This window comes from Citrobacter sp. Cf125 (genome assembly GCF_030333935.1).
GTDB lineage: Bacteria > Pseudomonadota > Gammaproteobacteria > Enterobacterales > Enterobacteriaceae > Citrobacter > Citrobacter freundii.
Window position 1 is genome coordinate 99,804 of record NZ_JAOWEY010000017.1, and the last position, 23,572, is coordinate 123,375.

General features: G+C 53.2%; 17 protein-coding genes, 1 rRNA gene and 1 riboswitch. Of the genes, 10 read left to right on the forward strand and 8 right to left on the reverse strand.

From position 1 onward, the window contains the following. The first annotated feature begins 127 nt into the window (after nucleotides 1-127). Nucleotides 128-2,308 (forward strand): catalase/peroxidase HPI, encoded by a 2,181-nt coding sequence (gene katG, locus OGV89_RS03720; RefSeq protein WP_003840531.1) that lies wholly within the window; start codon nucleotides 128-130, stop codon nucleotides 2,306-2,308. Nucleotides 2,309-2,394: 86 nt separating this feature from the next. Here the strand turns inward: katG and gldA are convergent, their stop codons facing one another. The 6 genes from gldA to argE all read right to left on the reverse strand — a co-directional run bounded on the left by gldA (nucleotide 2,395) and on the right by argE (nucleotide 11,439). Beyond that, nucleotides 2,395-3,498 carry a bifunctional L-1,2-propanediol dehydrogenase/glycerol dehydrogenase gene (gldA, locus tag OGV89_RS03725; RefSeq protein WP_003847842.1) on the reverse strand — a complete coding sequence of 368 codons (1,104 nt, stop codon included), beginning with the start codon at nucleotides 3,496-3,498 and terminating at the stop codon, nucleotides 2,395-2,397. A 12-nt stretch (nucleotides 3,499-3,510) separates the two neighbouring features. Further along, complete coding sequence (fsa, locus tag OGV89_RS03730) at nucleotides 3,511-4,173, reverse strand: fructose-6-phosphate aldolase (RefSeq protein ID WP_003847840.1); 663 nt, start codon at nucleotides 4,171-4,173, stop codon at nucleotides 3,511-3,513. A gap of 247 nt (nucleotides 4,174-4,420) precedes the next feature. Then, nucleotides 4,421-5,269 (reverse strand): AraC family transcriptional regulator, encoded by an 849-nt coding sequence (locus OGV89_RS03735; RefSeq protein WP_003847839.1) that lies wholly within the window; start codon nucleotides 5,267-5,269, stop codon nucleotides 4,421-4,423. 151 nt (nucleotides 5,270-5,420) lie between these two features. After that, nucleotides 5,421-7,154, reverse strand: a complete 1,734-nt coding sequence (locus OGV89_RS03740) for a phosphoethanolamine transferase CptA (RefSeq protein WP_003847837.1) — start codon at nucleotides 7,152-7,154, stop codon at nucleotides 5,421-5,423. 212 nt (nucleotides 7,155-7,366) lie between these two features. Continuing rightward, nucleotides 7,367-10,018: a phosphoenolpyruvate carboxylase gene (gene ppc, locus OGV89_RS03745; RefSeq protein WP_003840542.1), complete on the reverse strand. Its 2,652-nt coding sequence runs from the start codon at nucleotides 10,016-10,018 to the stop codon at nucleotides 7,367-7,369. A 269-nt stretch (nucleotides 10,019-10,287) separates the two neighbouring features. Continuing rightward, nucleotides 10,288-11,439, reverse strand: a complete 1,152-nt coding sequence (argE, locus tag OGV89_RS03750) for an acetylornithine deacetylase (RefSeq protein WP_286558152.1) — start codon at nucleotides 11,437-11,439, stop codon at nucleotides 10,288-10,290. A 155-nt stretch (nucleotides 11,440-11,594) separates the two neighbouring features. On the opposite strand from argE, the gene argC reads away from it, so the two are divergent. The 4 genes from argC to oxyR all read left to right on the forward strand — a co-directional run bounded on the left by argC (nucleotide 11,595) and on the right by oxyR (nucleotide 16,044). After that, complete coding sequence (gene argC, locus OGV89_RS03755) at nucleotides 11,595-12,599, forward strand: N-acetyl-gamma-glutamyl-phosphate reductase (protein ID WP_048234190.1); 1,005 nt, start codon at nucleotides 11,595-11,597, stop codon at nucleotides 12,597-12,599. 9 nt (nucleotides 12,600-12,608) lie between these two features. Beyond that, the gene (gene argB, locus OGV89_RS03760; protein ID WP_003028854.1) at nucleotides 12,609-13,382 is read left to right on the forward strand and encodes an acetylglutamate kinase; all 774 of its coding nucleotides are present in this window, start codon (nucleotides 12,609-12,611) and stop codon (nucleotides 13,380-13,382) included. Between the two features lie 108 nt (nucleotides 13,383-13,490). Beyond that, nucleotides 13,491-14,864, forward strand: coding sequence for an argininosuccinate lyase (argH, locus tag OGV89_RS03765; RefSeq protein ID WP_003028856.1), 1,374 nt, complete (start codon nucleotides 13,491-13,493; stop codon nucleotides 14,862-14,864). A 262-nt stretch (nucleotides 14,865-15,126) separates the two neighbouring features. Beyond that, complete coding sequence (gene oxyR / locus OGV89_RS03770; protein WP_003028858.1) at nucleotides 15,127-16,044, forward strand: DNA-binding transcriptional regulator OxyR; 918 nt, start codon at nucleotides 15,127-15,129, stop codon at nucleotides 16,042-16,044. Here the strand turns inward: oxyR and sthA are convergent. Then, nucleotides 16,027-17,427, reverse strand: coding sequence for a Si-specific NAD(P)(+) transhydrogenase (gene sthA, locus OGV89_RS03775; RefSeq protein WP_003028860.1), 1,401 nt, complete (start codon nucleotides 17,425-17,427; stop codon nucleotides 16,027-16,029). The two genes, oxyR and sthA, sit on opposite strands and share 18 nt — an antisense overlap. A 191-nt stretch (nucleotides 17,428-17,618) precedes the next feature. Here sthA and fabR point away from each other — a divergent pair, with 191 nt between their 5' ends. After that, nucleotides 17,619-18,254, forward strand: a complete 636-nt coding sequence (gene fabR, locus OGV89_RS03780) for an HTH-type transcriptional repressor FabR (protein WP_003028862.1) — start codon at nucleotides 17,619-17,621, stop codon at nucleotides 18,252-18,254. 15 nt (nucleotides 18,255-18,269) lie between these two features. After that, nucleotides 18,270-18,629 (forward strand): YijD family membrane protein, encoded by a 360-nt coding sequence (locus OGV89_RS03785; protein ID WP_003028863.1) that lies wholly within the window; start codon nucleotides 18,270-18,272, stop codon nucleotides 18,627-18,629. Nucleotides 18,630-18,711: 82 nt separating this feature from the next. Here the strand turns inward: OGV89_RS03785 and trmA are convergent, their stop codons facing one another. Further along, nucleotides 18,712-19,812 carry a tRNA (uridine(54)-C5)-methyltransferase TrmA gene (gene trmA / locus OGV89_RS03790; RefSeq protein WP_003028866.1) on the reverse strand — a complete coding sequence of 367 codons (1,101 nt, stop codon included), beginning with the start codon at nucleotides 19,810-19,812 and terminating at the stop codon, nucleotides 18,712-18,714. Between the two features lie 115 nt (nucleotides 19,813-19,927). Continuing rightward, nucleotides 19,928-20,114: riboswitch (cobalamin riboswitch) on the forward strand. A 65-nt stretch (nucleotides 20,115-20,179) separates the two neighbouring features. On the opposite strand from trmA, the gene btuB reads away from it, so the two are divergent. From btuB to OGV89_RS03805, 3 genes are all read left to right on the forward strand, one after another. Continuing rightward, complete coding sequence (gene btuB, locus OGV89_RS03795) at nucleotides 20,180-22,036, forward strand: TonB-dependent vitamin B12 receptor BtuB (protein ID WP_003028868.1); 1,857 nt, start codon at nucleotides 20,180-20,182, stop codon at nucleotides 22,034-22,036. Continuing rightward, the gene (gene murI / locus OGV89_RS03800; RefSeq protein ID WP_003847829.1) at nucleotides 21,981-22,832 is read left to right on the forward strand and encodes a glutamate racemase; all 852 of its coding nucleotides are present in this window, start codon (nucleotides 21,981-21,983) and stop codon (nucleotides 22,830-22,832) included. The genes btuB and murI overlap by 56 nt, the downstream gene beginning before the upstream one ends. 377 nt (nucleotides 22,833-23,209) lie before the next feature. Further along, nucleotides 23,210-23,572, forward strand: a 16S ribosomal RNA gene (locus OGV89_RS03805); the annotation flags it as partial.

The window sequence follows — 23,572 nt, forward strand, 5'->3', positions numbered from 1 at the left end:
TTTTGATCTACATCTCTGTAACGTAAAATATAAAAGGAATTAGCTATCGAATCTGTGGGTTATTTCGACTATATCTTATCTCTGGTGGTGTATATCGTAGTCAGAACACTGTAAAGGGAGCATATAGATGAGCATGTCCGACGATAGCCAGAACACATCAACTGCCGGTAAGTGTCCTTTTCATCAGGGCGGTCACGACCAGAGCGCGGGAGCAGGAACGAACAACCGCGACTGGTGGCCAAATCAACTGCGCGTTGATCTTTTAAACCAACATTCCAACCGTTCTAACCCGCTGGGTGAGGACTTCGACTACCGCAAAGAGTTTAGCAAACTCGACTACTCTGCCCTGAAAGGGGATCTCAGAGCCCTTCTGTCCGAATCTCAACCGTGGTGGCCCGCTGACTGGGGAACCTATGCTGGATTGTTTATCCGCATGGCATGGCACGGTGCAGGGACCTATCGCTCCATCGATGGACGCGGTGGCGCGGGTCGCGGACAGCAGCGTTTTGCACCACTGAACTCCTGGCCGGATAACGTAAGCCTTGATAAAGCGCGTCGTCTGCTGTGGCCAATCAAGCAGAAATATGGCCAGAAAATTTCCTGGGCCGACCTGTTTATCCTCGCGGGTAACGTGGCGCTGGAAAACTCAGGCTTCCGCACCTTCGGCTTTGGTGCTGGTCGTGAAGATGTTTGGGAACCGGATCTCGACGTAAACTGGGGTGATGAAAAAGCCTGGCTGACTCACCGTCACCCGGAAGAACTGGCCAAAGCGCCGTTGGGCGCAACCGAGATGGGCCTTATCTATGTGAACCCGGAAGGGCCGGACCATAGCGGCGAACCGCTTTCAGCGGCAGCGGCTATTCGCGCGACCTTCGGTAATATGGGTATGAACGACGAAGAAACCGTGGCGCTGATTGGCGGTGGTCATACGTTGGGCAAAACCCACGGCGCTGCACCGGCTTCGCACGTAGGCGCCGATCCTGAATCCGCACCGATTGAAGCACAGGGCCTGGGCTGGGCGAGCAGCTACGGCAGCGGCGCGGGCGCGGATGCCATTACATCCGGTCTGGAAGTGGTCTGGACGCAGACGCCAACCCAATGGAGCAACTATTTCTTCGAGAACCTGTTCAAATACGAGTGGGTACAAACTCGCAGTCCGGCAGGCGCTATTCAGTTTGAAGCGGTTGACGCGCCAGAAATTATTCCTGATCCGTTTGATCCATCGAAAAAACGTAAGCCGACGATGCTGGTTACCGACCTGACACTGCGTTTCGATCCTGAGTTCGAGAAAATCTCCCGACGTTTCCTGAACGATCCGCAGGCGTTCAACGAAGCGTTTGCTCGTGCGTGGTTCAAACTGACGCACCGTGATATGGGGCCAAAAGCGCGTTACATCGGACCGGAAGTGCCAAAAGAAGATTTGATTTGGCAAGACCCGCTGCCACATGCGTTCTTCAACCCAAGCGAAGAAGATATCCTGAAACTGAAAGCGACCATTGCCGCTTCCGGGCTGTCCGTGGGCGAACTGGTATCAGTAGCATGGGCGTCGGCATCGACTTTCCGCGGTGGGGATAAACGTGGCGGCGCTAACGGTGCGCGTCTGGCGCTGGATCCACAGCGCGGCTGGGATGTGAATGCCACCGCAGCACGCGTTCTGCCTGTGCTGGAAGGGATTTATAAGTCTGCCCATACCGCCTCGTTGGCCGATATTATCGTGCTGGCCGGGGTTGTTGGTATCGAGCAGGCGGCTAGCGCTGCGGGCGTCAGCATTAAGGTACCTTTTGCGCCGGGCCGCGTGGATGCGCGCCAGGATCAAACGGATATTGAGATGTTTGAACTGCTTGAGCCGATCGCCGATGGCTTCCGTAACTACCGCGCCCGTCCTGACGTATCGACCACCGAGTCGCTGCTGATCGATAAAGCACAGCAGCTGACGCTAACCGCACCGGAAATGACCGTGCTGGTGGGCGGTATGCGCGTACTGGGCACCAACTTTGATGGTAGCCAGCACGGTGTCTTTACCGATCGTCCAGGCGTACTCAGCACTGACTTCTTCGTCAATCTGCTGGATATGCGCCATGAGTGGAAGGCGGTTGATGAGTCAAAAGAGCTGTTTGAAGGTCGTGACCGTCTGAGCGGCGAAGTAAAATACACCGCAACCCGCGCCGATCTGGTATTTGGTTCTAACTCTGTACTGCGCGCAGTGGCTGAAGTTTATGCCTGCAGCGATGCCCACGAGAAGTTCGTGAGAGATTTCGTGGCCGCATGGGTGAAAGTGATGAACCTGGATCGTTTCGATCTGCTGTAACAGACGATGCCGGATGTCGCTTGTGCGGGTCCGGCATGGTAGGAATAAAAAAATCCCCGCATTTGCGGGGATTTTCTATTTGCAGGTTATTCCCACTCTTGCAGGTAACGTTGACCGTACTGGTCAGCCACAAGCAGGGCGGCATACACCTGGTCCGGCGTTGCGCCGCCAGGCATGTTGTGGATGGTTTCGCCTTCGGCACAGGCTGCCTCAGCCACAATGCGCATTTTCGCCTGAATATCCTGTTTGATATCCAGTTGCGCCAGGGTAATCGGCAAGCCAACGGAATGGCACAGCGCGGCAACGGTTTCAATTTCATCGACCGGCGCGTTTTCCAGCACCAACTGTGTCAGCGTACCGAAAGCCACTTTCTCGCCGTGGTAATAATGATGTGCATCCGGGATTGCGGTCAGACCGTTATGAATGGCGTGAGCCGCTGCCAGACCACCGCTTTCAAAACCGACGCCACTCAGATAGGTGTTGGCTTCAATAATGCGCTCCAGTGCTGGTGTAACCACGTGCTGCTCTGCAGCCAGCATCGCTTTTTCACCTTCTTCGATCAGCGTATTAAAGCACAGCTCTGCCAGCGCCAGCGCCGCCTGAGTACACTGACCGCCCGCCATGGTGGTTGCGCCGCTGCGTGAACAGGCACGCGCTTCGAACCAGGTCGCCAGCGCATCGCCAATACCCGCAGCTAACAGACGCGCCGGTGCGCCCGCGACAATTTTGGTATCAACAATGACCCTGTCCGGGTTATTGGGCAGCAGCAGATAGCGATCGAATTCACCGGCATCGGTGTAAATGACGGACAGCGCGCTGCACGGCGCATCGGTAGAAGCGATGGTTGGCGCAATGGCGACAGGCACGCCCATAAAGTGCGCCAGCGCTTTGGCGGTATCCAGCGTTTTACCGCCACCAATACCAAGTACTGCCGCACACTGCGCTTTTTCCGCTACGACGCGCAGACGGTCGATTTCGTTTTGTGAACATTCGCCGCTAAACGGTGCAATTTCCAGCGCCAGTCCGGCATCCTGGAAGCTTTTTTCCAGTGCACCCTGGGCAAAGCCTAAGACAAACTTGTCCCCAACGATCAGCCAGCGTTCTGCCAGTGGTTTGAGGTAGCTGCCAAGACGGGTAATAACATCGGCACCCTGGATGTACTTACCAGGTGATTGAATAATGCGATCCATACTTTATTTCCCTCACAGGTTGATGTGACCAAATGCGTTGTTCCAGTCCTGCTCAAACTTCTCTATTGCTGACTCTACCGCAGGGGTATTGAGCATTTGTTGCGCTACGTCTAATGGCAGGGTGATTGCTTCACATCCTGCCAGCAAGCAATCCAGCGCCTGACGTGGAGTTTTAAAGCTGGCCGCCAGTACCATGCTGTTCGGTGCATGCAGTTCCAGCAATGTTTGCAGTTCCCGTACTGCGCGAATCCCGTCGCCGCCCTGCGCGTCGATACGGTTAACGTAAGGCGCGATATATTTCGCTCCTGCCAGCGCAGCCAGTAGCCCCTGAGAAGCACTGTAAACGGCGGTTCCCAGCGTGGTGATACCCTCTTTTTTCAGCATCTTGATCGCGGCCAGACCTTCGGATGTCACCGGGATTTTCACTACCAGACCGGGCACCGCATTGCTCAGGCGTTTAGCTTCTTCCACCATGCCCTGCGCATCCCGGCTCATGGTCTGGGCAAACAGAATGCCCTCTTTGCCAATGGCGTTCTGCAGGCGTGGCAGCACATCCCAGATGGATTCTTTGCTTGCTGCCACAATGCTTGGGTTGGTGGTGACGCCCGCGATAGGGAAGATGCGGGCCAGACGTTCGACTTCCGCGACGTTGGCGGTATCAAGATAAAGTTCCATACAAAAACACCCTCTACGTTTTCCGTTAGCTGCCCGTTGCCGGGTTGCTTTGCTATGCACAGGATAAGAGTGTTTCGTCACGCGGTGCTATCTGACAAATCTGTCAAAAGCTGGATAAATGTAATATGTCTATAAAAATGAGAGATACCTCACATGTAAGTGATATGTGATGGTATATGTTTTTTGATAATACAAAAATCCAGTAAATATTACCTTTGTCTCCGTTTTCTGTCCCAGTATGCGATTATTACTGGTCAGTTTTTTTCTCCGTCAACTGGCTGTGATACTGCCGACGATACTCTGACGGCGAACGTTCAGTATTCTTGCGAAACAGGCGGCAGAAGTAGTTGCTGTCAATAAACCCACAGGTGTGCGCCACGTCTTTGATCTTCAGCTCGTAACCCTTTAACAGCGTTTTTGCGTGTTCCAGTCGCGTGTGGTTCAGGTATTCGTTAAAACCGATAGCGCCCGTTTTTTGAAACAGGTGGGAGAGGTAATTAGGTGAAATGTAAAACGCCTGTGCGACGGATTCACGGGTGAGTGGTGAAGCGTAGCGTTCGTCAATATAGCCGCGAATGGCGTCGAAAAGCGCCTGACTACGTGATGCGGTTTGGATCTGGCTGCCGAGCAGATCGCGACAGTGGCTCAGCAAGCTCGCAACGATTAGCCTGGCCGTTTGCTGCTCCTGCGGCTGCATTTGCATCTCATGGAGCGTTTGCAGCAGAAAAGAGCCGATACGCGGTCCGCGCCGAGCGACGTGCTGGTGGGTAAGGTTTTGATATTGCTTGCCGTCCCATTGGACAACGCTGAAACCCAGTTGCTGTTTGCCGAACAGAATGCTGAGTGTCGTGACCGGTGTGACCCACTGCGGAATATTCCAGCCGCCAGCCGGAACAAACAAGACATCGCCGGGGGTAAGCACCTTATCGATGCCAGAATCCGCAAATTCACCTTCCAGCACAATTTCCAGCCGGGGAAAATCGACCTGATACGCCAGTTCCGGCGTTGTGCTATTGGTGCTGGCGAAATAAATCTGCCGCAGCGGCGTGGGGCCGTTAATCAGGCGGGAGAGAAGATGGCTGACGTCGTGATACATGTTAATCCCTTGCAGGCAGCAGACAGGGAAACAGTAACGTTGAAAACAATCGCCCTCAAGTGATTATTGCCGGATGGCGGCTAATGCCATATCCGGCCTACAAGTCTTTGCGAGCTGTAGGCCGGATAAGCGTAGCGCATCCGGCAGACGGTTATTGATTACCGATTTGATCGCCGTAAGGCAGGGAATCGTAATCTATCAGGGCATTTTTCTTGTACGGATTGCCAATCCAGCGGGTTGTCTCTTTGAACTGCGGACTGGTAATGGCGCGAGTTGGATCGAAGCCATCGTAGGTGAAGCCTGCTAAGTCAGACCATGTGTGGATAAGCTCTGAGCTGCTGTATTTACGATTCACATCCTGTGAGAAGTCGCGCGGGTGCGCGGCCTGCCATTTTTCCGAAGTCCACAACAGGAACGGCACCGTGTACATATGGCGCGTTGGGTTGTCTTCATTACGACCCTGCGTTTTGTGCGGTGGCGTATCGTAAACCTCTTCGCCATGATCGGAGAAGTACAGCAGGAAGCCGTTCGGATCGGTCGCTTTATAGTCTTTGATCAAGCTGGCAATAATATGATCGTTGTAAACATTCGCGCTGTCGTAATCGTTGTAGGCTTCCAGCTCATCGTTACTCAGGCCTGCGGGAACATGGTCGATATTATTGTCGAACTTACCCTGGCCATCCGGATAGCGGAATTTGTACTTAATATGCGTACCCAGCAGATGCACGATGATGAACTTTTTCGGTGCCGGGTCGGCCAGGACTTCTTTAAATGGCGCCAGCACGTTGCTGTCATATTCGCGCGCACTTTGCGTACGCTGCTGGTTCATATAGAACTGTTTATCCGTCTGCTTAGAGAACACCGTCAGCATGGTGTTGCGGGCGGTCATCGTCTGCTGATTAGTGATCCAGAAGGTTTTATAACCCGCCTGTTTCATCATGTTCATCAGGGACGGCTGAGTCAGATACAGATCCGGGTTCTTCTCGTTAGCGAAGGTCAGCGCCTGCTGCAGGATTTCAATGGTGTACGGACGGGAAGTCACGACATTATTGAATACGGTGAAGTTAGGATCGGATTTATGCAGCGCATCCAGTTCTGGCGTCGTTTCACGCGGATAGCCATACAGGCTCATGCGGCCACGTTGCGTTGACTCACCAATCACCAGTACCAGCGTACGCGGTGCGTCACCTGAACTGTCTTTAAAGTTGGCCAGCGGCGGCAGGGCATTGTTCTCATTCAGCAGGCTATTGAGCGAGGTCAACTGCTGACGATATTGATAATACCCGGAGATGAATTGCCACGGCGCGGCGGGCTCCATACGTGAAGCAAGGCCATCCAACGTTTTTTCAAACGGCTTATGTTTGATAAATGTGTTCACTGTCATCGGATGCAGAATCAATCCGTATAACAGTGCAAACGACACCAGATAGCGCCAGGGTGATGGAATATATACCGGACGCAGACGTGTCCATAGCAGAATTGCCATTGCTGTATATGCCAGCGCAATTAAGACGATCTTCAGGCTGAAGTATTGACTCAGGTACTCGCTGGCTTCGTTCGCATTGGTTTCAAACATTACGTACAGAACGCTTTGCGAGAACTCTTGCCCGTAAATGACGTAATAGCTCAGAGCTGCCAGCGAGGCCGCCCATAGAATTACGCCAATGAAGGCAGCAATAATGCGGATACGGTTTGGAAATAAAAATACCGGGATCAACCACAGCGAGCTGAACAGCAGGGAGTCGCGTAGGCCGGTAGATCCGCTATAGCCGCTAAAATAGATAACGGCCTGTAGTAATGAGGAAAAAAACCAAAAATAGAGGAGCGCCCAACCCAGGGCTTTCCAGCTAAAGGCGGGTTTAGACTGGAGTTGTAAGGATTGCATAATGTGAGCCTGTCTTTAATCGTAGCGCCAAGAGTAGCGACTAAACATTAAGAGGAACTGAAGCATCACGATCTCAGGATCGTGTTTTGCTGTTGTAATATTCACGTAGTGAATATGTTCAGGCAGGAATATATTGAAAATGAAGTGGTTGTAACAGCGGTTTTTACTGTCGCCTTCGTACAGTAGCACGAAGGCGACAGCAGGAGGGGACGTTAGCCTGTATTGCGCATACCGGCGGCGACACCCGCGATGGTCACCATCAGCGCTTGTTCAACGCGTGGATCCGGTTCATGACCTTGCTCTTCGGCCTGGCGTGAGCGGTGTAACAACTCTGCCTGTAAGACGTTCAGCGGGTCAGTATAAACATTCCTTAACTGAATGGACTCGGCAATCCACGGCAGGTCGGCCATCAAATGTGAGTCGTTGGCAATCGCCAGTACGACATCGATATCTGCTGCCAGGCGTTGGCGTAGCTCTTCACCCAGCGGCCACAGCTCTTTTTTGACCAGGCGCTGATCGTAATACTCTGCCAGCCACAGGTCTGCTTTCGCGAAAACCATTTCCAGCATGCCAAGGCGTGTGGAGAAGAATGGCCAGTCGCGGCACATCGCTTCGAGTTCGCTTTGCTTACCATCTTCAACCACTTTTTGCAGCGCGGTACCAGCACCAAGCCAGGCCGGGAGCATCAGACGGTTCTGCGTCCAGGCAAAGATCCACGGTATAGCACGCAGAGACTCAACGCCGCCGGTCGGACGGCGTTTTGCCGGACGTGAACCGAGCGGCAATTTACCCAGTTCCTGCTCCGGTGTAGCTGAGCGGAAATAAGGGACGAAGTCTTTGTTTTCACGAACATATCCACGGTATAGCTCGCAGGAAATATCGGAAAGCTCATCCATGATATGACGCCAGTTATCCTTCGGTTCTGGCGGTGGTAACAGGTTGGCCTCCAGAATTGCTCCGGTATACAGCGACAGGCTGCTGATGGTCACTTCCGGCAGGCCGTACTTAAAGCGGATCATCTCCCCTTGTTCTGTCACGCGCAGACCGCCTTTCAGACTGCCTGGCGGTTGAGAGAGCAGCGCCGCATGCGCAGGCGCGCCGCCGCGACCAATGGATCCGCCGCGACCGTGGAACAGCGTCAGTTCGATACCGGCTTTTTCGCAGGTTTTGATCAGCGCGTCCTGAGCCTGGTATTGCGCCCAGGACGCCGCCATCACGCCCGCGTCTTTTGCGGAATCAGAGTAGCCGATCATGACCATCTGTTTGCCCTGAATAAAGCCGCGGTACCAGTCGATATTCAGAAGCTGGGACATGACGTCATCGGCATTGTTGAGGTCGTCCAGCGTTTCAAATAGCGGAGCGACCGGCATAGCAAAACCAATTCCGGCTTCTTTCAGCAGCAGATGCACGGCCAGCACATCCGACGGCGTTTTCGCCATCGAGATAACATAGGCGGCAATGGAGCCATACGGGGCTTCGGCAATGACCTGACAGGTGTCGAGCACTTCACGGGTGTCATTGCTCGGCTCCCAGTTACGCGGCAGGAGCGGACGCTTGGAATTCAGTTCGCGGATCAGGAAAGCCTGTTTATCTGCTTCCGACCAGTTTTCGTAGTCGCCAATGCCCAGATAACGAGTCAGTTCGCCCAAGGCTTCAGTATGACGGGTGCTTTCCTGACGAATATCAATACGCACCAGCGGCACGCCGAAACACTTCACGCGGCGCAGGGTGTCGAGCAATTCGCCATTGGCGATGATGCCCATACCACAGGCCTGTAGAGACTGGTAGCACGCGTAAAGCGGGTCCCAGAGTTGTTCGTTTTGGGTGAGAAGTCCCGCAGGTTTCGGCAATTTCTCGCCTTTCAGACGGGCTTCAAGCCAGGCCTGGGTCGCCATCAGACGAGAACGCAGGGTTTTCATCAGATAGCGGTAAGGTTCCGCTGCGCCTTCTTCACCTACCAGCGCCATCAGCTCCGGCGTGGCATCCACCATCGACAGCTCAGAAATCAGAAACTGGATGTCTTTCAGGAACAGGTCTGTCGCTTTCCAGCGGCTGAGCAATAGCACGTGACGGGTGATATCCGCCGTTACGTTCGGGTTGCCGTCACGGTCGCCGCCCATCCAGGAGGTAAATCGAACCGGGACAAAATCAACTGGCAGCTTATATCCAAGATGCTCTTCCAGTTGCTCATTCAGCTCGCGCAGGTAGTTCGGCACACCTTCCCACAGGCTGTTTTCAACAACCGCGAATCCCCATTTGGCTTCATCAACCGGGCTTGGGCGCAGTTTGCGGATTTCATCCGTATGCCAGGACTGAGCAATGAGCTGACGCAGACGGCGCATCAGTTGGTTGCGTTCATAATCGACGAGGTCTTTGTTATCAAGCTGCTTGAGGCAGGCGTTCACTTCACCCATTTTATGGATCAGCGTACGACGAGTGATCTCGGTCGGGTGGGCGGTGAGTACCAGCTCCAGAGAGAGTGATTCTACGGCTTTCTTGATGGTGGCGTCATTGAGGTTGGGTTGCTCTTTCAGTTTACGCAGAGTGCGAGCAATCACTTCCGGGTTGCTGGCTGCTTCGCCTTTTGGCGAAATGCTGTGGTGCTGCTCGGCGGTGTTGGCCAGGTTCAGGAACTGGCTAAATGCGCGGGCAACCGGCAGCAGCTCGTCGTTAGACAGATTTTGCAGTGTGGTGAGCAATTCCTGGCGATTAATTTCATTGCCAGCGCGAGATGATTTGGACAGCTTTCGAATTGTTTCTACGCGATCAAGAATGTTCTCTCCCAACGCATCCTTGATGGTCTCTCCCAGCACTTTGCCGAGCATACTGACATTACTACGCAACGCGGAATATTGTTCGTTCATATTAACCCAGACACCCCATCTATTTTGAATATGTCCTGTATCTTTCGCGCCTGACTATCACGCAAAATCTTGCGGACTTAACTTTTTAGCCGTCTTTTATAAAGCCACGTAAAACACGTGACGTCAATTGCTGCGAAATCGGTTCAGCAAACGAATAAATGCCGTGAATTTACGTTATTTAATTCACATCCAATCAAATAAGCGTTGCTTATGGAAATGTTAAAAAATCGCCCCGCTTACCACTAAGGGATTAGCGGGGTGACAAGCAGTTAATGCCAGCAGAAATGGTGCACAACCTGGGTGATTAATTCGCGGGTTGGCTTAATAAAGCGCGTTTCCAGATACTCATCCGGCTGATGCGCCTGATTAATGGAGCCTGGACCCAACACCAGCGTTGGGCAAAGCGTCTGGATAAACGGCGCTTCGGTGCAATAGTTCACCACTTCAGTCTGTGCGCCCAGCAGTTTCTCAACCACCTCTACCAGTTGATGGTCAGGTGGGCACTCATAGCCGGGAATCGGCGGATGCAGTTCCGATACGGTCAGGCGACCCGGCCAACGTTCGCTGACAGGGGCCAGCGCTTCGTTAAGTAACCCATTGAGATCGTTTAGCGTCATACCCGGTAGCGGGCGAATATCCATATGCAATTCGCAGCAGGCGCAGATTCGGTTGGCGGCGTCACCGCCGTGGATGTGGCCCAAATTTAACGTTGGATACGGGACGGTAAAGGCATCATGGTGATAGCGCGCTTTCAGGTCATCGCGCAGATGCATGATATGGCCGATGGCATCATGCATCAGTTCAATCGCATTAACGCCACGCGCCGGATCGCTTGAATGACCCGACTGTCCCAGAATACGTATCGCATTAGATATATGGCCTTTGTGCGCGCGCACCGGTTGCAGGGATGTGGGTTCGCCAATGATCGCGCAGTCCGGGCGCAGAGCGGTAGTTTCAGAGAAGTAGCGAGCTCCCGCCATGCTGGTCTCTTCGTTAGCAGTGGCCAGAATGTACAGGGGTTTTTTCAGTTTCGTGACGTCGACATCACGCAACGCGTCGAGGATAAAGGCGAAGAAGCCTTTCATATCCGCCGTACCCAAACCATACAGCTTATTGTCATGCTCGGTTAGAGTGAACGGATCGCGGGTCCAGCGTCCGTCGTCAAAGGGTACGGTATCGGTATGGCCCGCCAACAACAGGCCGCCAGCGCCCTGTCCAATGCTCGCCAGCATATTGAATTTATTTCGCGTATCGGGAACCGGTTGGACCTCCACATTGAAGCCTAAATCTTTAAACCAGCCCGCCAGCAGAGTGATTAAACCTGCATTGCTTTGATCGAGTGCTTCTTCGGTGGCACTGATCGATGGCGTGGCAATCAGAGCGCGGTAAATCTCGATAAATGGCGGTAAATTGTTTTTCATTGTTGACACACCTCGGGTCATGATAGTATCAATATTCATGCAGTATTTGTGAATAAAAATACATTAACGTTGAGCGTAATAAAACCCACCAAGTGTAAGGTGAGGTGATAAAGGCTTATACCTGGCAACAGAATCTAAGAAGGTGAGCTGCCCCGATGTTGAATACGCTGATTGTGGGCGCCAGTGGCTATGCCGGCGCAGAGCTTGTGACCTATGTAAATCGCCATCCTGATATGACCATAACCGCTTTGACCGTCTCAGCGCAAAGCAATGATGCAGGAAAATTAATCTCCGATTTGCATCCGCAGTTGAAAGGCATTGTCGATTTACCGTTGCAGCCAATGTCAGATATCAGCGAGTTTAGCGCAGGGGTGGATGTTGTGTTCCTCGCAACGGCTCATGAGGTGAGTCATGACCTGGCTCCGCAGTTTTTGCAGGCCGGTTGCGTGGTGTTTGACCTTTCGGGCGCGTTTCGCGTAAACGACGGCACGTTCTATGAAAAATATTATGGCTTTACGCATCAGCATCCTGAGCTGCTGGAGCAGGCCGTTTATGGGCTGGCGGAGTGGAACGCGGACAAACTGAAAGAAGCGAATCTGATTGCTGTGCCAGGTTGTTACCCGACGGCGGCGCAGCTTTCGCTGAAACCGTTGATTGATGCCGGGCTGCTGGATCTCAGCCAGTGGCCGGTAATTAATGCGACCAGCGGCGTGAGCGGTGCGGGGCGTAAAGCGGCTATCTCCAACAGCTTTTGTGAGGTGAGCCTGCAGCCGTATGGCGTGTTTACCCATCGTCATCAGCCGGAAATCGCCACTCATCTGGGGACAGAAGTGATTTTCACCCCGCATCTGGGTAACTTCCCGCGCGGAATTCTGGAAACTATCACTTGCCGCCTTAAGGCGGGCGTAACCCATGCTCAGGTGGCTCAGGCGCTGCAACAGGCGTATGGCGATAAACCGCTGGTGCGTCTGTATGACAAAGGGGTTCCGGCGCTGAAGAATGTGGTTGGATTACCGTTCTGCGATATCGGGTTTGCCGTACAGGGTGAACACCTGATCGTCGTGGCGACGGAAGACAACTTATTGAAAGGCGCGGCGGCACAGGCGATGCAGTGCGCAAATATTCGTTTTGGCTTTGCCCAAACGCAGTCTCTTATTTAGGGTGCAACAATGAATCCATTAATTATCAAGTTGGGCGGCGTTTTACTGGATAGCGAAGAGGCGCTGGAGCGCTTGTTTACCGCACTGGTGAATTATCGTGAGTCGCACCAGCGTCCGCTGGTCATTGTGCATGGTGGCGGCTGCGTGGTCGACGAGCTGATGAAGCAGCTGAATCTGCCGGTGAAAAAGAAAAATGGTCTGCGCGTCACGCCTGCCGATCAAATTGACATTATTACCGGTGCCCTGGCGGGAACGGCGAATAAAACCTTGCTGGCTTGGGCGAAAAAGCATCACATCGCGTCTGTGGGTCTGTATCTTGGCGATGGCGACAGCGTAAAAGTGACGCCGCTCGATAAAGAACTGGGTCATGTTGGACTGGCGCAGCCGGGTTCGCCTAAGCTGATTAACACGCTGCTGGAAAGCGGTTTTCTGCCGGTAGTGAGCTCTATTGGCGTCACTGATGATGGGCTGCTGATGAACGTGAATGCCGATCAGGCGGCAACGGCGCTGGCGGCAACGCTGGGTGCGGATCTGATCCTGCTCTCTGATGTGAGCGGTATTCTGGATGGCAAAGGCCAGCGTATTGCCGAAATGACTGCAGCGAAAGCGGAACAGCTGATTGAACAGGGCATTATTACCGATGGCATGATCGTGAAGGTGAATGCGGCGCTGGATGCCGCGCGTACGCTGGGTCGTCCGGTGGATATCGCCTCCTGGCGTCATGCAGAGCAACTCCCGGCGCTGTTTAACGGCACGCCAATTGGTACGCGTATTCTGGCTTAACTACTAATGTGCCGGATGGCGGCTTCGCCTTATCCGGCCTACGTGGGTTTTGTAGGCCCGGTAAGCGCAGCGCCACCGGGCAAAAATATCATATTAAGGAAATTCGTTATGGCACTTTGGGGTGGGCGTTTTACACAGGCAGCAGATCAGCGGTTCAAACAGTTCAACGACTCGTTGCGTTTTGACTACCGCCTGGCAGAACAGGATATTGTTGGCTCTGTGGCCTGGTCCAAAGCGTTGGTAACGGTCGGTGTACTGACTGCTGATGAACAGCTGCGGTTGGAAGAAGCGCTGAATAATCTGCTGGAAGAGGTTCGCGCGAATCCTCAGCAGATTCTGCAAAGCGATGCCGAAGATATTCACAGTTGGGTGGAAGGTAAGCTGATTGATAAAGTCGGCCAGCTTGGTAAAAAACTGCATACCGGACGTAGCCGTAACGACCAGGTCGCGACCGATCTCAAGCTGTGGTGCAAAGACACGGTTATCGAATTACTATCGGCCAATCGTCAGTTGCAAACTGCGCTGGTGGTGACGGCGGAGAATAACCAGGACGCCGTCATGCCGGGTTACACCCACCTGCAACGTGCGCAGCCGGTGACGTTTGCTCACTGGTGTCTGGCCTATGTTGAAATGTTGGCGCGTGACGAGAGCCGCCTGCAGGATGCGCTCAAACGCCTGGACGTCAGTCCGTTAGGCTGCGGCGCGCTGGCGGGTACGGCGTATGAAATCGATCGCGAGCAGCTGGCGGGTTGGTTGGGCTTTGCCTCGGCTACGCGCAACAGTCTGGACAGCGTTTCTGACCGTGACCACGTGCTGGAGTTACTCTCAGACGCCTCTATCGGCATGGTACATCTGTCGCGTTTTGCTGAAGACCTGATTTTCTTTAACACCGGCGAAGCGGGCTTTGTCGAGCTGTCCGATCGTGTGACTTCGGGTTCATCTCTGATGCCGCAGAAGAAAAATCCGGATGCGCTGGAGCTGATCCGTGGCAAATGCGGTCGCGTGCAGGGTGCGTTGACCGGCATGATGATGACGTTAAAAGGCCTCCCGCTGGCATACAACAAAGATATGCAGGAAGACAAAGAAGGGCTGTTCGACGCGCTCGACACCTGGCTGGACTGTCTGCATATGGCCGCGCTGGTGCTGGATGGCATCCAGGTGAAACGTCCGCGTTGCCAGGAAGCGGCGCAGCAGGGCTATGCTAACGCCACTGAACTGGCGGATTATCTGGTGGCGAAAGGTGTCCCGTTCCGCGAAGCGCACCATATCGTAGGTGAAACGGTGGTCGAGGCGATTCGACAGGGCAAACCGCTGGAGGCGCTGTCGCTTGCTGACTTACAAAAGTTTAGCCAGGTGATTGGCGATGACGTTTACCCGATCCTCTCGTTGCAATCGTGCCTGGACAAGCGTGCGGCGAAAGGTGGCGTGTCACCCCAGCAGGTTGCGCAGGCGATCGACTACGCGAAGGCGCGTCTGGCATAAATTGATGGGTAATCATTCGAGCCTGGCGTCACGCCGGGCTTTTTTATGCAAAAAAATGCGGACACAAGGTCCGCAAAAGTTCACGTTGGCTTTAGTTATTTCGAGTATGAGAGAAACTCTCAAAACGGACAGTAGCTTCAAGGGCTAAAGGGGTACCGTTCCGTTTCTGTGGTGCATTATTAAACAGAAAGCTTGATAGGGATAATCGTTCGTTGCTATGCTACCTATCGCTACGAACTATCGTGGCGATGGAGGATGAATAATGAATATTCGTGATCTTGAATACCTGGTAGCGCTAGCCGAACATCGTCACTTCCGACGAGCGGCAGACTCCTGTCACGTTAGCCAACCAACGCTGAGCGGGCAGATCCGCAAGCTGGAAGATGAGCTTGGCGTCATGTTGTTGGAGCGTACGAGTCGCAAGGTGCTGTTCACCCAGGCTGGTTTGCTGCTGGTGGATCAGGCGCGCACCGTACTGCGCGAGGTCAAAGTGCTCAAGGAGATGGCAAGCCAACAAGGCGAGACAATGTCTGGCCCGCTGCATATTGGTTTGATCCCAACGGTGGGGCCATACCTGCTGCCGCATATTATTCCGATGTTGCACCAGACCTTCCCAAAACTGGAAATGTATCTCCATGAGGCGCAGACACATCAGCTGTTAGCGCAACTGGATAGCGGCAAGCTCGACTGCGTCATTCTGGCGCTGGTGAAAGAGAGTGAGGCGTTCATCGAAGTACCGCTATTTGATGAGCCTATGCTGCTGGCGATCTATGAAGATCATCCGTGGGCAAACCGTGACTGTGTACCGATGTCCGATCTGGCGGGTGAAAAACTGCTGATGCTGGAAGATGGCCACTGCCTGCGCGATCAGGCAATGGGCTTCTGCTTTGAAGCGGGTGCTGATGAAGATACCCATTTTCGGGCAACCAGTCTGGAAACGCTGCGTAACATGGTGGCGGCAGGAAGCGGTATTACCTTACTGCCTGCGCTGGCTGTTCCGCCGGAGCGTAAGCGTGATGGTGTCGTTTATCTGCCATGCATTAAACCCGAACCGCGTCGTACGATTGGTCTGGTGTACCGTCCTGGTTCGCCGCTGCGCAGCCGTTATGAACAGTTGGCAGAGGCCATCCGTGGATCAATGGATGGCCATTTCGACAGTGCGTTAAAACAGGCGGTTTAAGCCATTTAGCGCTGCTACCCGATAGGCTTCTGCCATGGTTGGGTAGTTAAAGGTGGTGTTAACGAAGTACTCGATAGTGTTACCACCACCTTTTTGCTCCATTATCGCTTGTCCGATGTGAATAATTTCGGCCGCGCGCTCCCCAAAGCAGTGGATCCCCAGAATCTCTTTGGTTTCGCGATGGAACAGGATCTTCAGCGTTCCGACACTCATACCCACGATTTGCGCACGTGCCAGATGCTTAAACTGGGCGCGGCCAACCTCGTATGGAACTTTCATTGCCGTGAGTTGCTGTTCGGTTTTACCAACGGAGCTGATTTCTGGAATGGTATAAATTCCGGTCGGAATATCTTCAATCAGATGCGCGGTCGCTTCGCCTTTTACCAACGCCTGGGCGGCAATGCGTCCCTGGTCGTAGGCCGCCGATGCCAGGCTCGGATAACCGATCACATCCCCTACGGCATACACATGCGGCAGCGCCGTCTGGTACATGCTATTCACTTTGAGCTGCCCACGGCTGTCGGTTTTCAGACCAATGTTTTCCAGCGCCAGCGAATCGGTATTACCGGTACGGCCATTGGCGTACAACAGGCAGTCTGCCTTCAGTTTCTTACCGGATTTCAGGTGCATGATGACGCCGTCATCGCAGCCTTCAATCTTCTCATACTCTTCGTTGTGGCGAATGACCACACCGCTGTTCCAGAAGTGGTAAGAGAGCGAGTCGGACATCTCTTGATCGAGGAATGCCAGCAGACGATCGCGGGTGTTGATTAAATCAACTTTGACGTCCATTCCACGGAAGATCGACGCATATTCACAGCCAATGACCCCCGCGCCATAAATCAGTACATGGCGGGGTTCGTGGTGCAGGCTCAGGATAGAGTCGCTGTCGTAAACCCGGGGATGCGAAAAGTCGACATCAACAGGGCGATAAGGACGCGAACCGCAGGCAATAACAAACTTATCCGCAGTCAGCGTTTCCACCGTACCGTCGTGACATTCCAGGGCGATCGTGTGTTCATCAACAAAACGGGCATTCCCCTGCAAAATTTCGCAGTGATTGCGCTCGTAAAATCCTTGCCGCATACGCGTTTGCTGATTAATAACGTTATCAGCGTGGTTGAGAATATCGGCAAAAGAAGAACGAAGGAGTCGGGAGTGGTCGCTGTACAGTGGGTTCTGATTGAATTCAATAATGCGGCTGACGGCGTGGCGGAGGGCTTTCGACGGGATGGTGCCCCAGTGGGTACAGCCTCCGCCGACGTTATGATAGCGCTCAATCACCGCGACGCGCGCTCCTTGCTTAACCAGACCCATTGCAGCGCCTTCGCCGCCGGGACCGGAACCTATTACTATTGCATCGTAATCGTAGGAATGTGACATGGTCAGGCTTACCTGTTCTTATACATAAAAGCAACAGAATAGTAACATCGTTGTCAGGATAACCCAATTATCGTTGTGCTTTTTTGCGAAGTCGAAGCACAAACTGCGCGTAAACAATCATTCACAAAGCCATGCCAACCGCCTAATCTCTGGTATAGTGCCAGCAAGGTATGTGGAAGGATTCAGACATCGTGATGGGCGTTAGAGCGCAACAAAAAGAAAAAACCCGGCGTTCGCTGGTAGAAGCCGCATTTAGTCAACTGAGCGCTGAGCGTAGTTTTGCCAGCCTCAGTTTACGCGAAGTTGCTCGTGAAGCGGGCATTGCGCCAACCTCGTTTTATCGCCATTTCCGCGATGTGGATGAACTCGGCCTGACGATGGTGGACGAAAGCGGTCTGATGCTGCGTCAATTGATGCGCCAGGCGCGCCAGCGTATCGCGAAGGGCGGGAGTGTGATCCGCACCTCGGTCTCAACATTTATGGAGTTCATCGGCAACAATCCCAACGCCTTCCGTTTATTATTGCGCGAGCGTTCGGGGACATCCGCAGCGTTTCGTGCAGCGGTCGCACGTGAAATTCAGCACTTCATTGCGGAACTTGCGGACTATCTGGAACTCGAAAACCATATGCCTCGTGCGTTTACTGAAGCGCAAGCCGAAGCCATGGTAACCATTGTTTTCAGCGCCGGGGCAGAAGCACTGGATGTTGGCGCTGAACAGCGTCGACAGCTAGAAGAGCGGCTGGTATTGCAACTGCGCATGATCGCGAAAGGCGCATTTTATTGGTACCGCCGTGAACAAGAGAAGATGACGCACCACTCCGAGTAACGAGAAGGACAAGCAATGAAACAGTCAGGTCAAGATAAAGGTACGCTGCTGCTGGCGCTGGTTGCTGGCTTATCGATCAATGGTACATTTGCGGCGCTGTTTAGCTCCATTGTGCCATTCTCCGTATTCCCGATTATTTCGCTGGTGCTGACGGTTTATTGTCTGCATCAACGCTATCAGAACCGCACCATGCCTGTGGGCTTGCCGGGCCTGGCCGCCGCCTGTTTTATTCTCGGTGTTCTGCTGTACAGCACCGTGGTACGCGCTGAATATCCGGATATTGGCTCTAACTTCTTCCCGGCGGTGCTGTCGGTGATTCTGGTGTTCTGGATCGGCTTTAAAGTGCGTAACCGTAAACAGGAAATTGTGGAGTAATAGTTGTCGCTGTAGGCCGGATAAGGCAAAGCCGCTATCCGGCAATCTGAACCGGTAGTGCTTATCCGGCCTCCGTTCAGTCTTACTTCTTCGTTAACAGTACTCCGCACTCCATATGGTGCGTATACGGGAACTGATCGAATAGCGCCAGACGTGAAACATTGTGCGTCTGGCTTAACGTTTCCAGGTTCTTACACAGCGTCTCCGGATTGCAGGAGATGTACAGAATGCGCGGATACGCCTGCACCATTTTCTCCGTTTCGCTGTCCAGACCGCTGCGCGGTGGGTCAACGAAGATAGTTTCACACTGGTAACTCTTCAGATCGATTCCCTGCAAACGGTTGAACTCGCGAACGCCGTTCATCGCCTGTGTAAACTCTTCGGCCGCCATGCGGATAATTTGTACGTTATCAATATGGTTAGCCGCGATGTTGTACTGTGCAGCAGCTACGGACGGTTTGGCGATTTCAGTGGCCAGTACGCGGTTGAAGTTTTGCGCCAGGGCTAACGAGAAATTGCCATTGCCGCAATACAGCTCCAGCAGGTCGCCTTTTGAGCCCCTGGTGACATCAATCGCCCACTCCAACATCTGAATATTCATGGCGGCGTTCGGCTGGGTGAAGCTGTTCTCAACCTGGCGGTAGATAATCTCTTTACCTGCAACCGGCAAACGTTCGTCAATGTAGTCCTGGTCCAGCTCAATTTTGGTTTTGGTAGCCCGACCAATCAAATGCACGTTCAGGTTTTGCGCCCGCAGCGCATCTCGCAGCGCTTCGGCTTCCTTACGCCATTCATCATCCAGCTTTTTATGGTACAGCATCGAAACCACCGCCTGATCGCTCAGGGTTGTGAGGTAATCAATCTGAAACAGTTTGTGGCGCAGGACGTGGTTGTTGCGAACGCCGTCGATCATTGCCGTCATCAACGTGTTGATGAGCTCGCTGGCGGCCGGGAAGCTGTCGACGCGAATACGGTTTTTGGTCTGGCTGTCGAACATGATGTGGTAAAGGTCATCACCGTCATGCCACAGGCGGAATTCGGCGCGCATACGGTAATGGCTGACCGGTGAGCGAAACACTTCCGGAGCCTGTGCATAAAATGGCGTCATTAAGCTCTGCAGACGCACTACTTTCTCAGCTAACTGGGCGTCGTACTGTTCTGTCGGAAGGTGTTCGGGGGTCATGATGCGTCCTGAAAAATAAAAGTACGCGGGGATTGTAGGGATTGCTCAACAGATGTCCAGTCATTGATGATTTCCGATAATGTGATACGCGGTCTGGACACCAGGTTGTAACAAACTGTAGCATCCGTTTTCCGGTCCTGTGAGTTAAAAGGGAATCCAGTGTAAATCTGGAGCTGACGCGCAGCGGTAAGGAAGGTAAGAGATGAGCGCACCTGGTGCAGACACTGCGGATTGCCGCGGGAAGTCATCGTCTCTTTAAGTCGCCTCCAAGCCCGAAGACCTGCCGGCTAACGTCGCATCTGGTTTTCATCATCGCGTACTATCGGTGGGACCTGCGGCATCCTTCTTAAATTGTGGATGCTTTACAATGATCAAAAAATCATTGCTGTGCACGGCGCTGTCCGTCACGGCATTTTCTGGTTGGGCACAGGACACTCGCCCGGATACTCTCGTCGTCACTGCCAACCGTTTTCAGCAGCCTGTTAATACTGTTCTTGCCCCCACCGATGTGGTCACGCGTGAAGATATTCAGCGCTGGCAGTCAAAAGATCTGAATGATGTCATGCGTCGATTGCCGGGGGTAGATATCTCGCAGACCGGTGGGATGGGGAGCAGCTCTTCTCTATATGTGCGTGGGACTGAAGCGCGTCATGTGCTGGTACTGATTGACGGTGTTCCAATGGCACGGCCAGGCATTTCCAATGGTGTTGATATTGGCCAGATTCCGGTATCGCTGGTGCAGCGGGTTGAATACATTCGCGGACCGCGTTCAGCGGTGTATGGATCTGGTGCGATCGGTGGTGTGGTTAACATCATTACGATGAGTGATGAAGAGAAATCGCAGATCAACGCAGGCATGGGTAGTAACGGTTATCAGACTTACGATGGCGCTATCAACAAGCGTTTCGGCGACACGGTGGTGACCGCTGCCGGCGCATATCAGACGACGAAAGGCTTTAACATTCAGCCCGATTCACCCTACAGCGGTGACAGCGACCGGGATGGTTACCGTAACAAGTTGTTCTGGGGCGCGGTACAGCATAAGTTCGACAATAATTTCTCCGGTTTTTTCCGTGGCTACGGCTACACCGCGAATAGCGATTATGACCAAGGGGCGTGGGGTTATCCGGGCGGTAATGACGAAGCCCAGAATTACAACCAGTCCTGGGATACGGGTTTACGGTACAACTCTGGCATTTACTCTTCTCAGTTAATTGCTAACTACCAGCGCCTGAAGGATTACAACTACAGTAACGAGCTTGGCCGCTACGCAGGAGATGCCACGCTGGATGATATGGAACAGCGTTATATCCAGTGGGGGAATAGCATTGAGGTTGGACATGGGGCGATCAACGGCGGTGTTGACTGGAAACAGGAAAAACTGACCTCCAGTAGCACGACGTTATCCGACAGCTATAAACGTGATACGACCGGGCTTTATCTGACCGGACAGCAACAAATTGACAGCGTCACGCTGGAAGCTTCGGGGCGTGAAGATCATGACGAACAATTCGGCTGGCATGGCACCTGGCAGACCGCAGCCGGCTGGGAGTTTGTTGATGGTTATCGCGCAACGCTCTCTTACGGTACTGGTTTCCTGGCACCCTCGCTGGGTCAGCAGTACGGGGCGACGCGCTTTGCCTCATCCTATGGGCCGGGTATTGCCGCCAACCCGAACCTGAAACCGGAAGAATCCAAACAGTGGGAAGCAGGAATTGATGGATTGACAGGGCCGCTTGATTGGCGTCTTTCCGCATACCACTATGAAATTCAAAACCTGATCGACTACAAGAATAACCAGTACGTCAACGTTAAATCAGCCACGATTAAGGGGCTGGAATGGACCGGAAACATTACGACTGGCCCTGTAGAACATCATCTAACGCTACAATACGTTGATCCGCGCGATGATGACACAAACAAGGTGCTCTATCGCCGTGCAAAACAGCAGGTTAAGTATGAGTTAACCGGACAGGTCCAGGATCTGGGCTGGAACGTTGCGTATCAATATATAGGTGAACGTTACGATAATGATTACGACAATAATCGTGATGTTAAATTGGGCGGCGTCAGCTTATGGGATATCGGATTATCATATCCAATCACCTCACAGCTGACAGTTCGTGGTAAAATCGCCAACCTGTTCGATAAAGATTACGAGACAGTTTATGGCTACGCAACTGCAGGACGGGAATACACCTTGTCTGGCAGCTACACCTTCTGATCCCCGTCCCACCGTGCTGGTGTTTGATTCCGGCGTCGGTGGGTTGTCGGTCTATGACGAGATCCGGCGTCTTCTGCCGGATCTCCACTATATCTACGCTTTCGACAACGTCGCCTTTCCTTATGGAGAGAAGAGCGAGGAGTTTATCGTCGAGCGTGTTGTTGAGATTGTGACTGCTGTCCAGCAGCGTTATCCCCTCTCTCTTGCGGTCATCGCATGTAATACAGCAAGCACGGTGTCGCTTCCTGCGTTACGTGAGAAGTTTGCCTTCCCGGTTGTGGGCGTGGTGCCTGCGATTAAACCGGCGGCGCGACTCACGGCGAATGGCGTAGTGGGGCTGCTGGCTACGCGTGCAACGGTGAAGCGCTCGTATACCCATGAGCTGATTGCGCGGTTTGCTAACGAATGCCAAATTGCAATGTTGGGTTCTGCTGAGCTGGTGGAACTGGCGGAAGCGAAGCTGCACGGTGAAACAGTTTCTCTGGAAGAGCTGCGGCGTATTCTGCGTCCGTGGCTGCGGATGTCGGAACCACCCGACACGGTAGTGCTCGGGTGCACTCATTTCCCTCTATTACAGGAAGAGCTTTTACAGGTCCTGCCCGAGGGGACGCGGCTGGTGGATTCTGGTGCCGCGATTGCGCGCCGCACGGCCTGGTTATTAGAACATGAAGCGCCAGATGCGAAATCAACAGATGAGAACGTTGCATTTTGTATGGCAATGACGACAGAAGCCGAACAACTATTGCCCGTGCTACAGCGCTATGGCTTTAAAACGCTCGAAAAACTGTCAGTTTAAGTTGTTTTGATGAAAAAATACGCACTCGGAAGATTATTTTAAATTTCCCCTTGTCAGCCCGAAATAACTCCCTATAATGCGCCTCCACTGACACGGAATAACGGATTACAAGCCGCCGGGTCAGCGGGGTTCCACTGAGAATCTCGTAGAGAAAAGCAAAAATAAATGCTTGACTCTGAATGAGGAAAACGTAATATACGGGACCTCGCGACAGAGCGCTAAAGCGCGTCGCAACTGCTCTTTAACAATTTATCAGACAATCTGTGTGGGCACTCGAAGATACGGATTCTTAACGTCGCAAGACGAAAAATGAATACCAAGTCTCTGAGTGAACATACGTAATTCATTACGAAGTTTAATTCACGAGCATCAAACTTAAATTGAAGAGTTTGATCATGGCTCAGATTGAACGCTGGCGGCAGGCCTAACACATGCAAGTCGAACGGTAGCACAGAGGAGCTTGCTCCTTGGGTGACGAGTGGCGGACGGGTGAGTAATGTCTGGGAAACTGCCCGATGGAGGGGGATAACTACTGGAAACGGTAGCTAATACCGCATAACGTCGCAAGACCAAAGAGGGGGACCTTCGGGCCTCTTGCCATCGGATGTGCCCAGATGGGATTAGCTAGTAGGTGGGGTAACGGCTCACCTAGGCGACGATCCCTAGCTGGTCTGAGAGGATGACCAGCCACACTGGAACTGAGACACGGTCCAGACTCCTACGGGAGGCAGCAGTGGGGA

Excerpts from the sequence above, each read along its gene's own strand:
- OGV89_RS03735 (WP_003847839.1), bottom strand. The coding sequence starts at position 5,269 with ATGTATCACGACGTCAGCCATCTTCTCTCCCGCCTGATTAACGGCCCC.
- argC (WP_048234190.1), top strand. The coding sequence starts at position 11,595 with ATGTTGAATACGCTGATTGTGGGCGCCAGTGGCTATGCCGGCGCAGAG.
- argB (WP_003028854.1), top strand. The coding sequence starts at position 12,609 with ATGAATCCATTAATTATCAAGTTGGGCGGCGTTTTACTGGATAGCGAA.
- katG (WP_003840531.1), top strand. The coding sequence starts at position 128 with ATGAGCATGTCCGACGATAGCCAGAACACATCAACTGCCGGTAAGTGT.
- trmA (WP_003028866.1), bottom strand. The coding sequence starts at position 19,812 with ATGACCCCCGAACACCTTCCGACAGAACAGTACGACGCCCAGTTAGCT.
- btuB (WP_003028868.1), top strand. The coding sequence starts at position 20,180 with ATGATCAAAAAATCATTGCTGTGCACGGCGCTGTCCGTCACGGCATTT.
- argH (WP_003028856.1), top strand. The coding sequence starts at position 13,491 with ATGGCACTTTGGGGTGGGCGTTTTACACAGGCAGCAGATCAGCGGTTC.
- ppc (WP_003840542.1), bottom strand. The coding sequence starts at position 10,018 with ATGAACGAACAATATTCCGCGTTGCGTAGTAATGTCAGTATGCTCGGC.
- murI (WP_003847829.1), top strand. The coding sequence starts at position 21,981 with ATGGCTACGCAACTGCAGGACGGGAATACACCTTGTCTGGCAGCTACA.
- OGV89_RS03740 (WP_003847837.1), bottom strand. The coding sequence starts at position 7,154 with ATGCAATCCTTACAACTCCAGTCTAAACCCGCCTTTAGCTGGAAAGCC.
- fsa (WP_003847840.1), bottom strand. The coding sequence starts at position 4,173 with ATGGAACTTTATCTTGATACCGCCAACGTCGCGGAAGTCGAACGTCTG.
- gldA (WP_003847842.1), bottom strand. The coding sequence starts at position 3,498 with ATGGATCGCATTATTCAATCACCTGGTAAGTACATCCAGGGTGCCGAT.
- argE (WP_286558152.1), bottom strand. The coding sequence starts at position 11,439 with ATGAAAAACAATTTACCGCCATTTATCGAGATTTACCGCGCTCTGATT.
- oxyR (WP_003028858.1), top strand. The coding sequence starts at position 15,127 with ATGAATATTCGTGATCTTGAATACCTGGTAGCGCTAGCCGAACATCGT.
- OGV89_RS03785 (WP_003028863.1), top strand. The coding sequence starts at position 18,270 with ATGAAACAGTCAGGTCAAGATAAAGGTACGCTGCTGCTGGCGCTGGTT.
- sthA (WP_003028860.1), bottom strand. The coding sequence starts at position 17,427 with ATGTCACATTCCTACGATTACGATGCAATAGTAATAGGTTCCGGTCCC.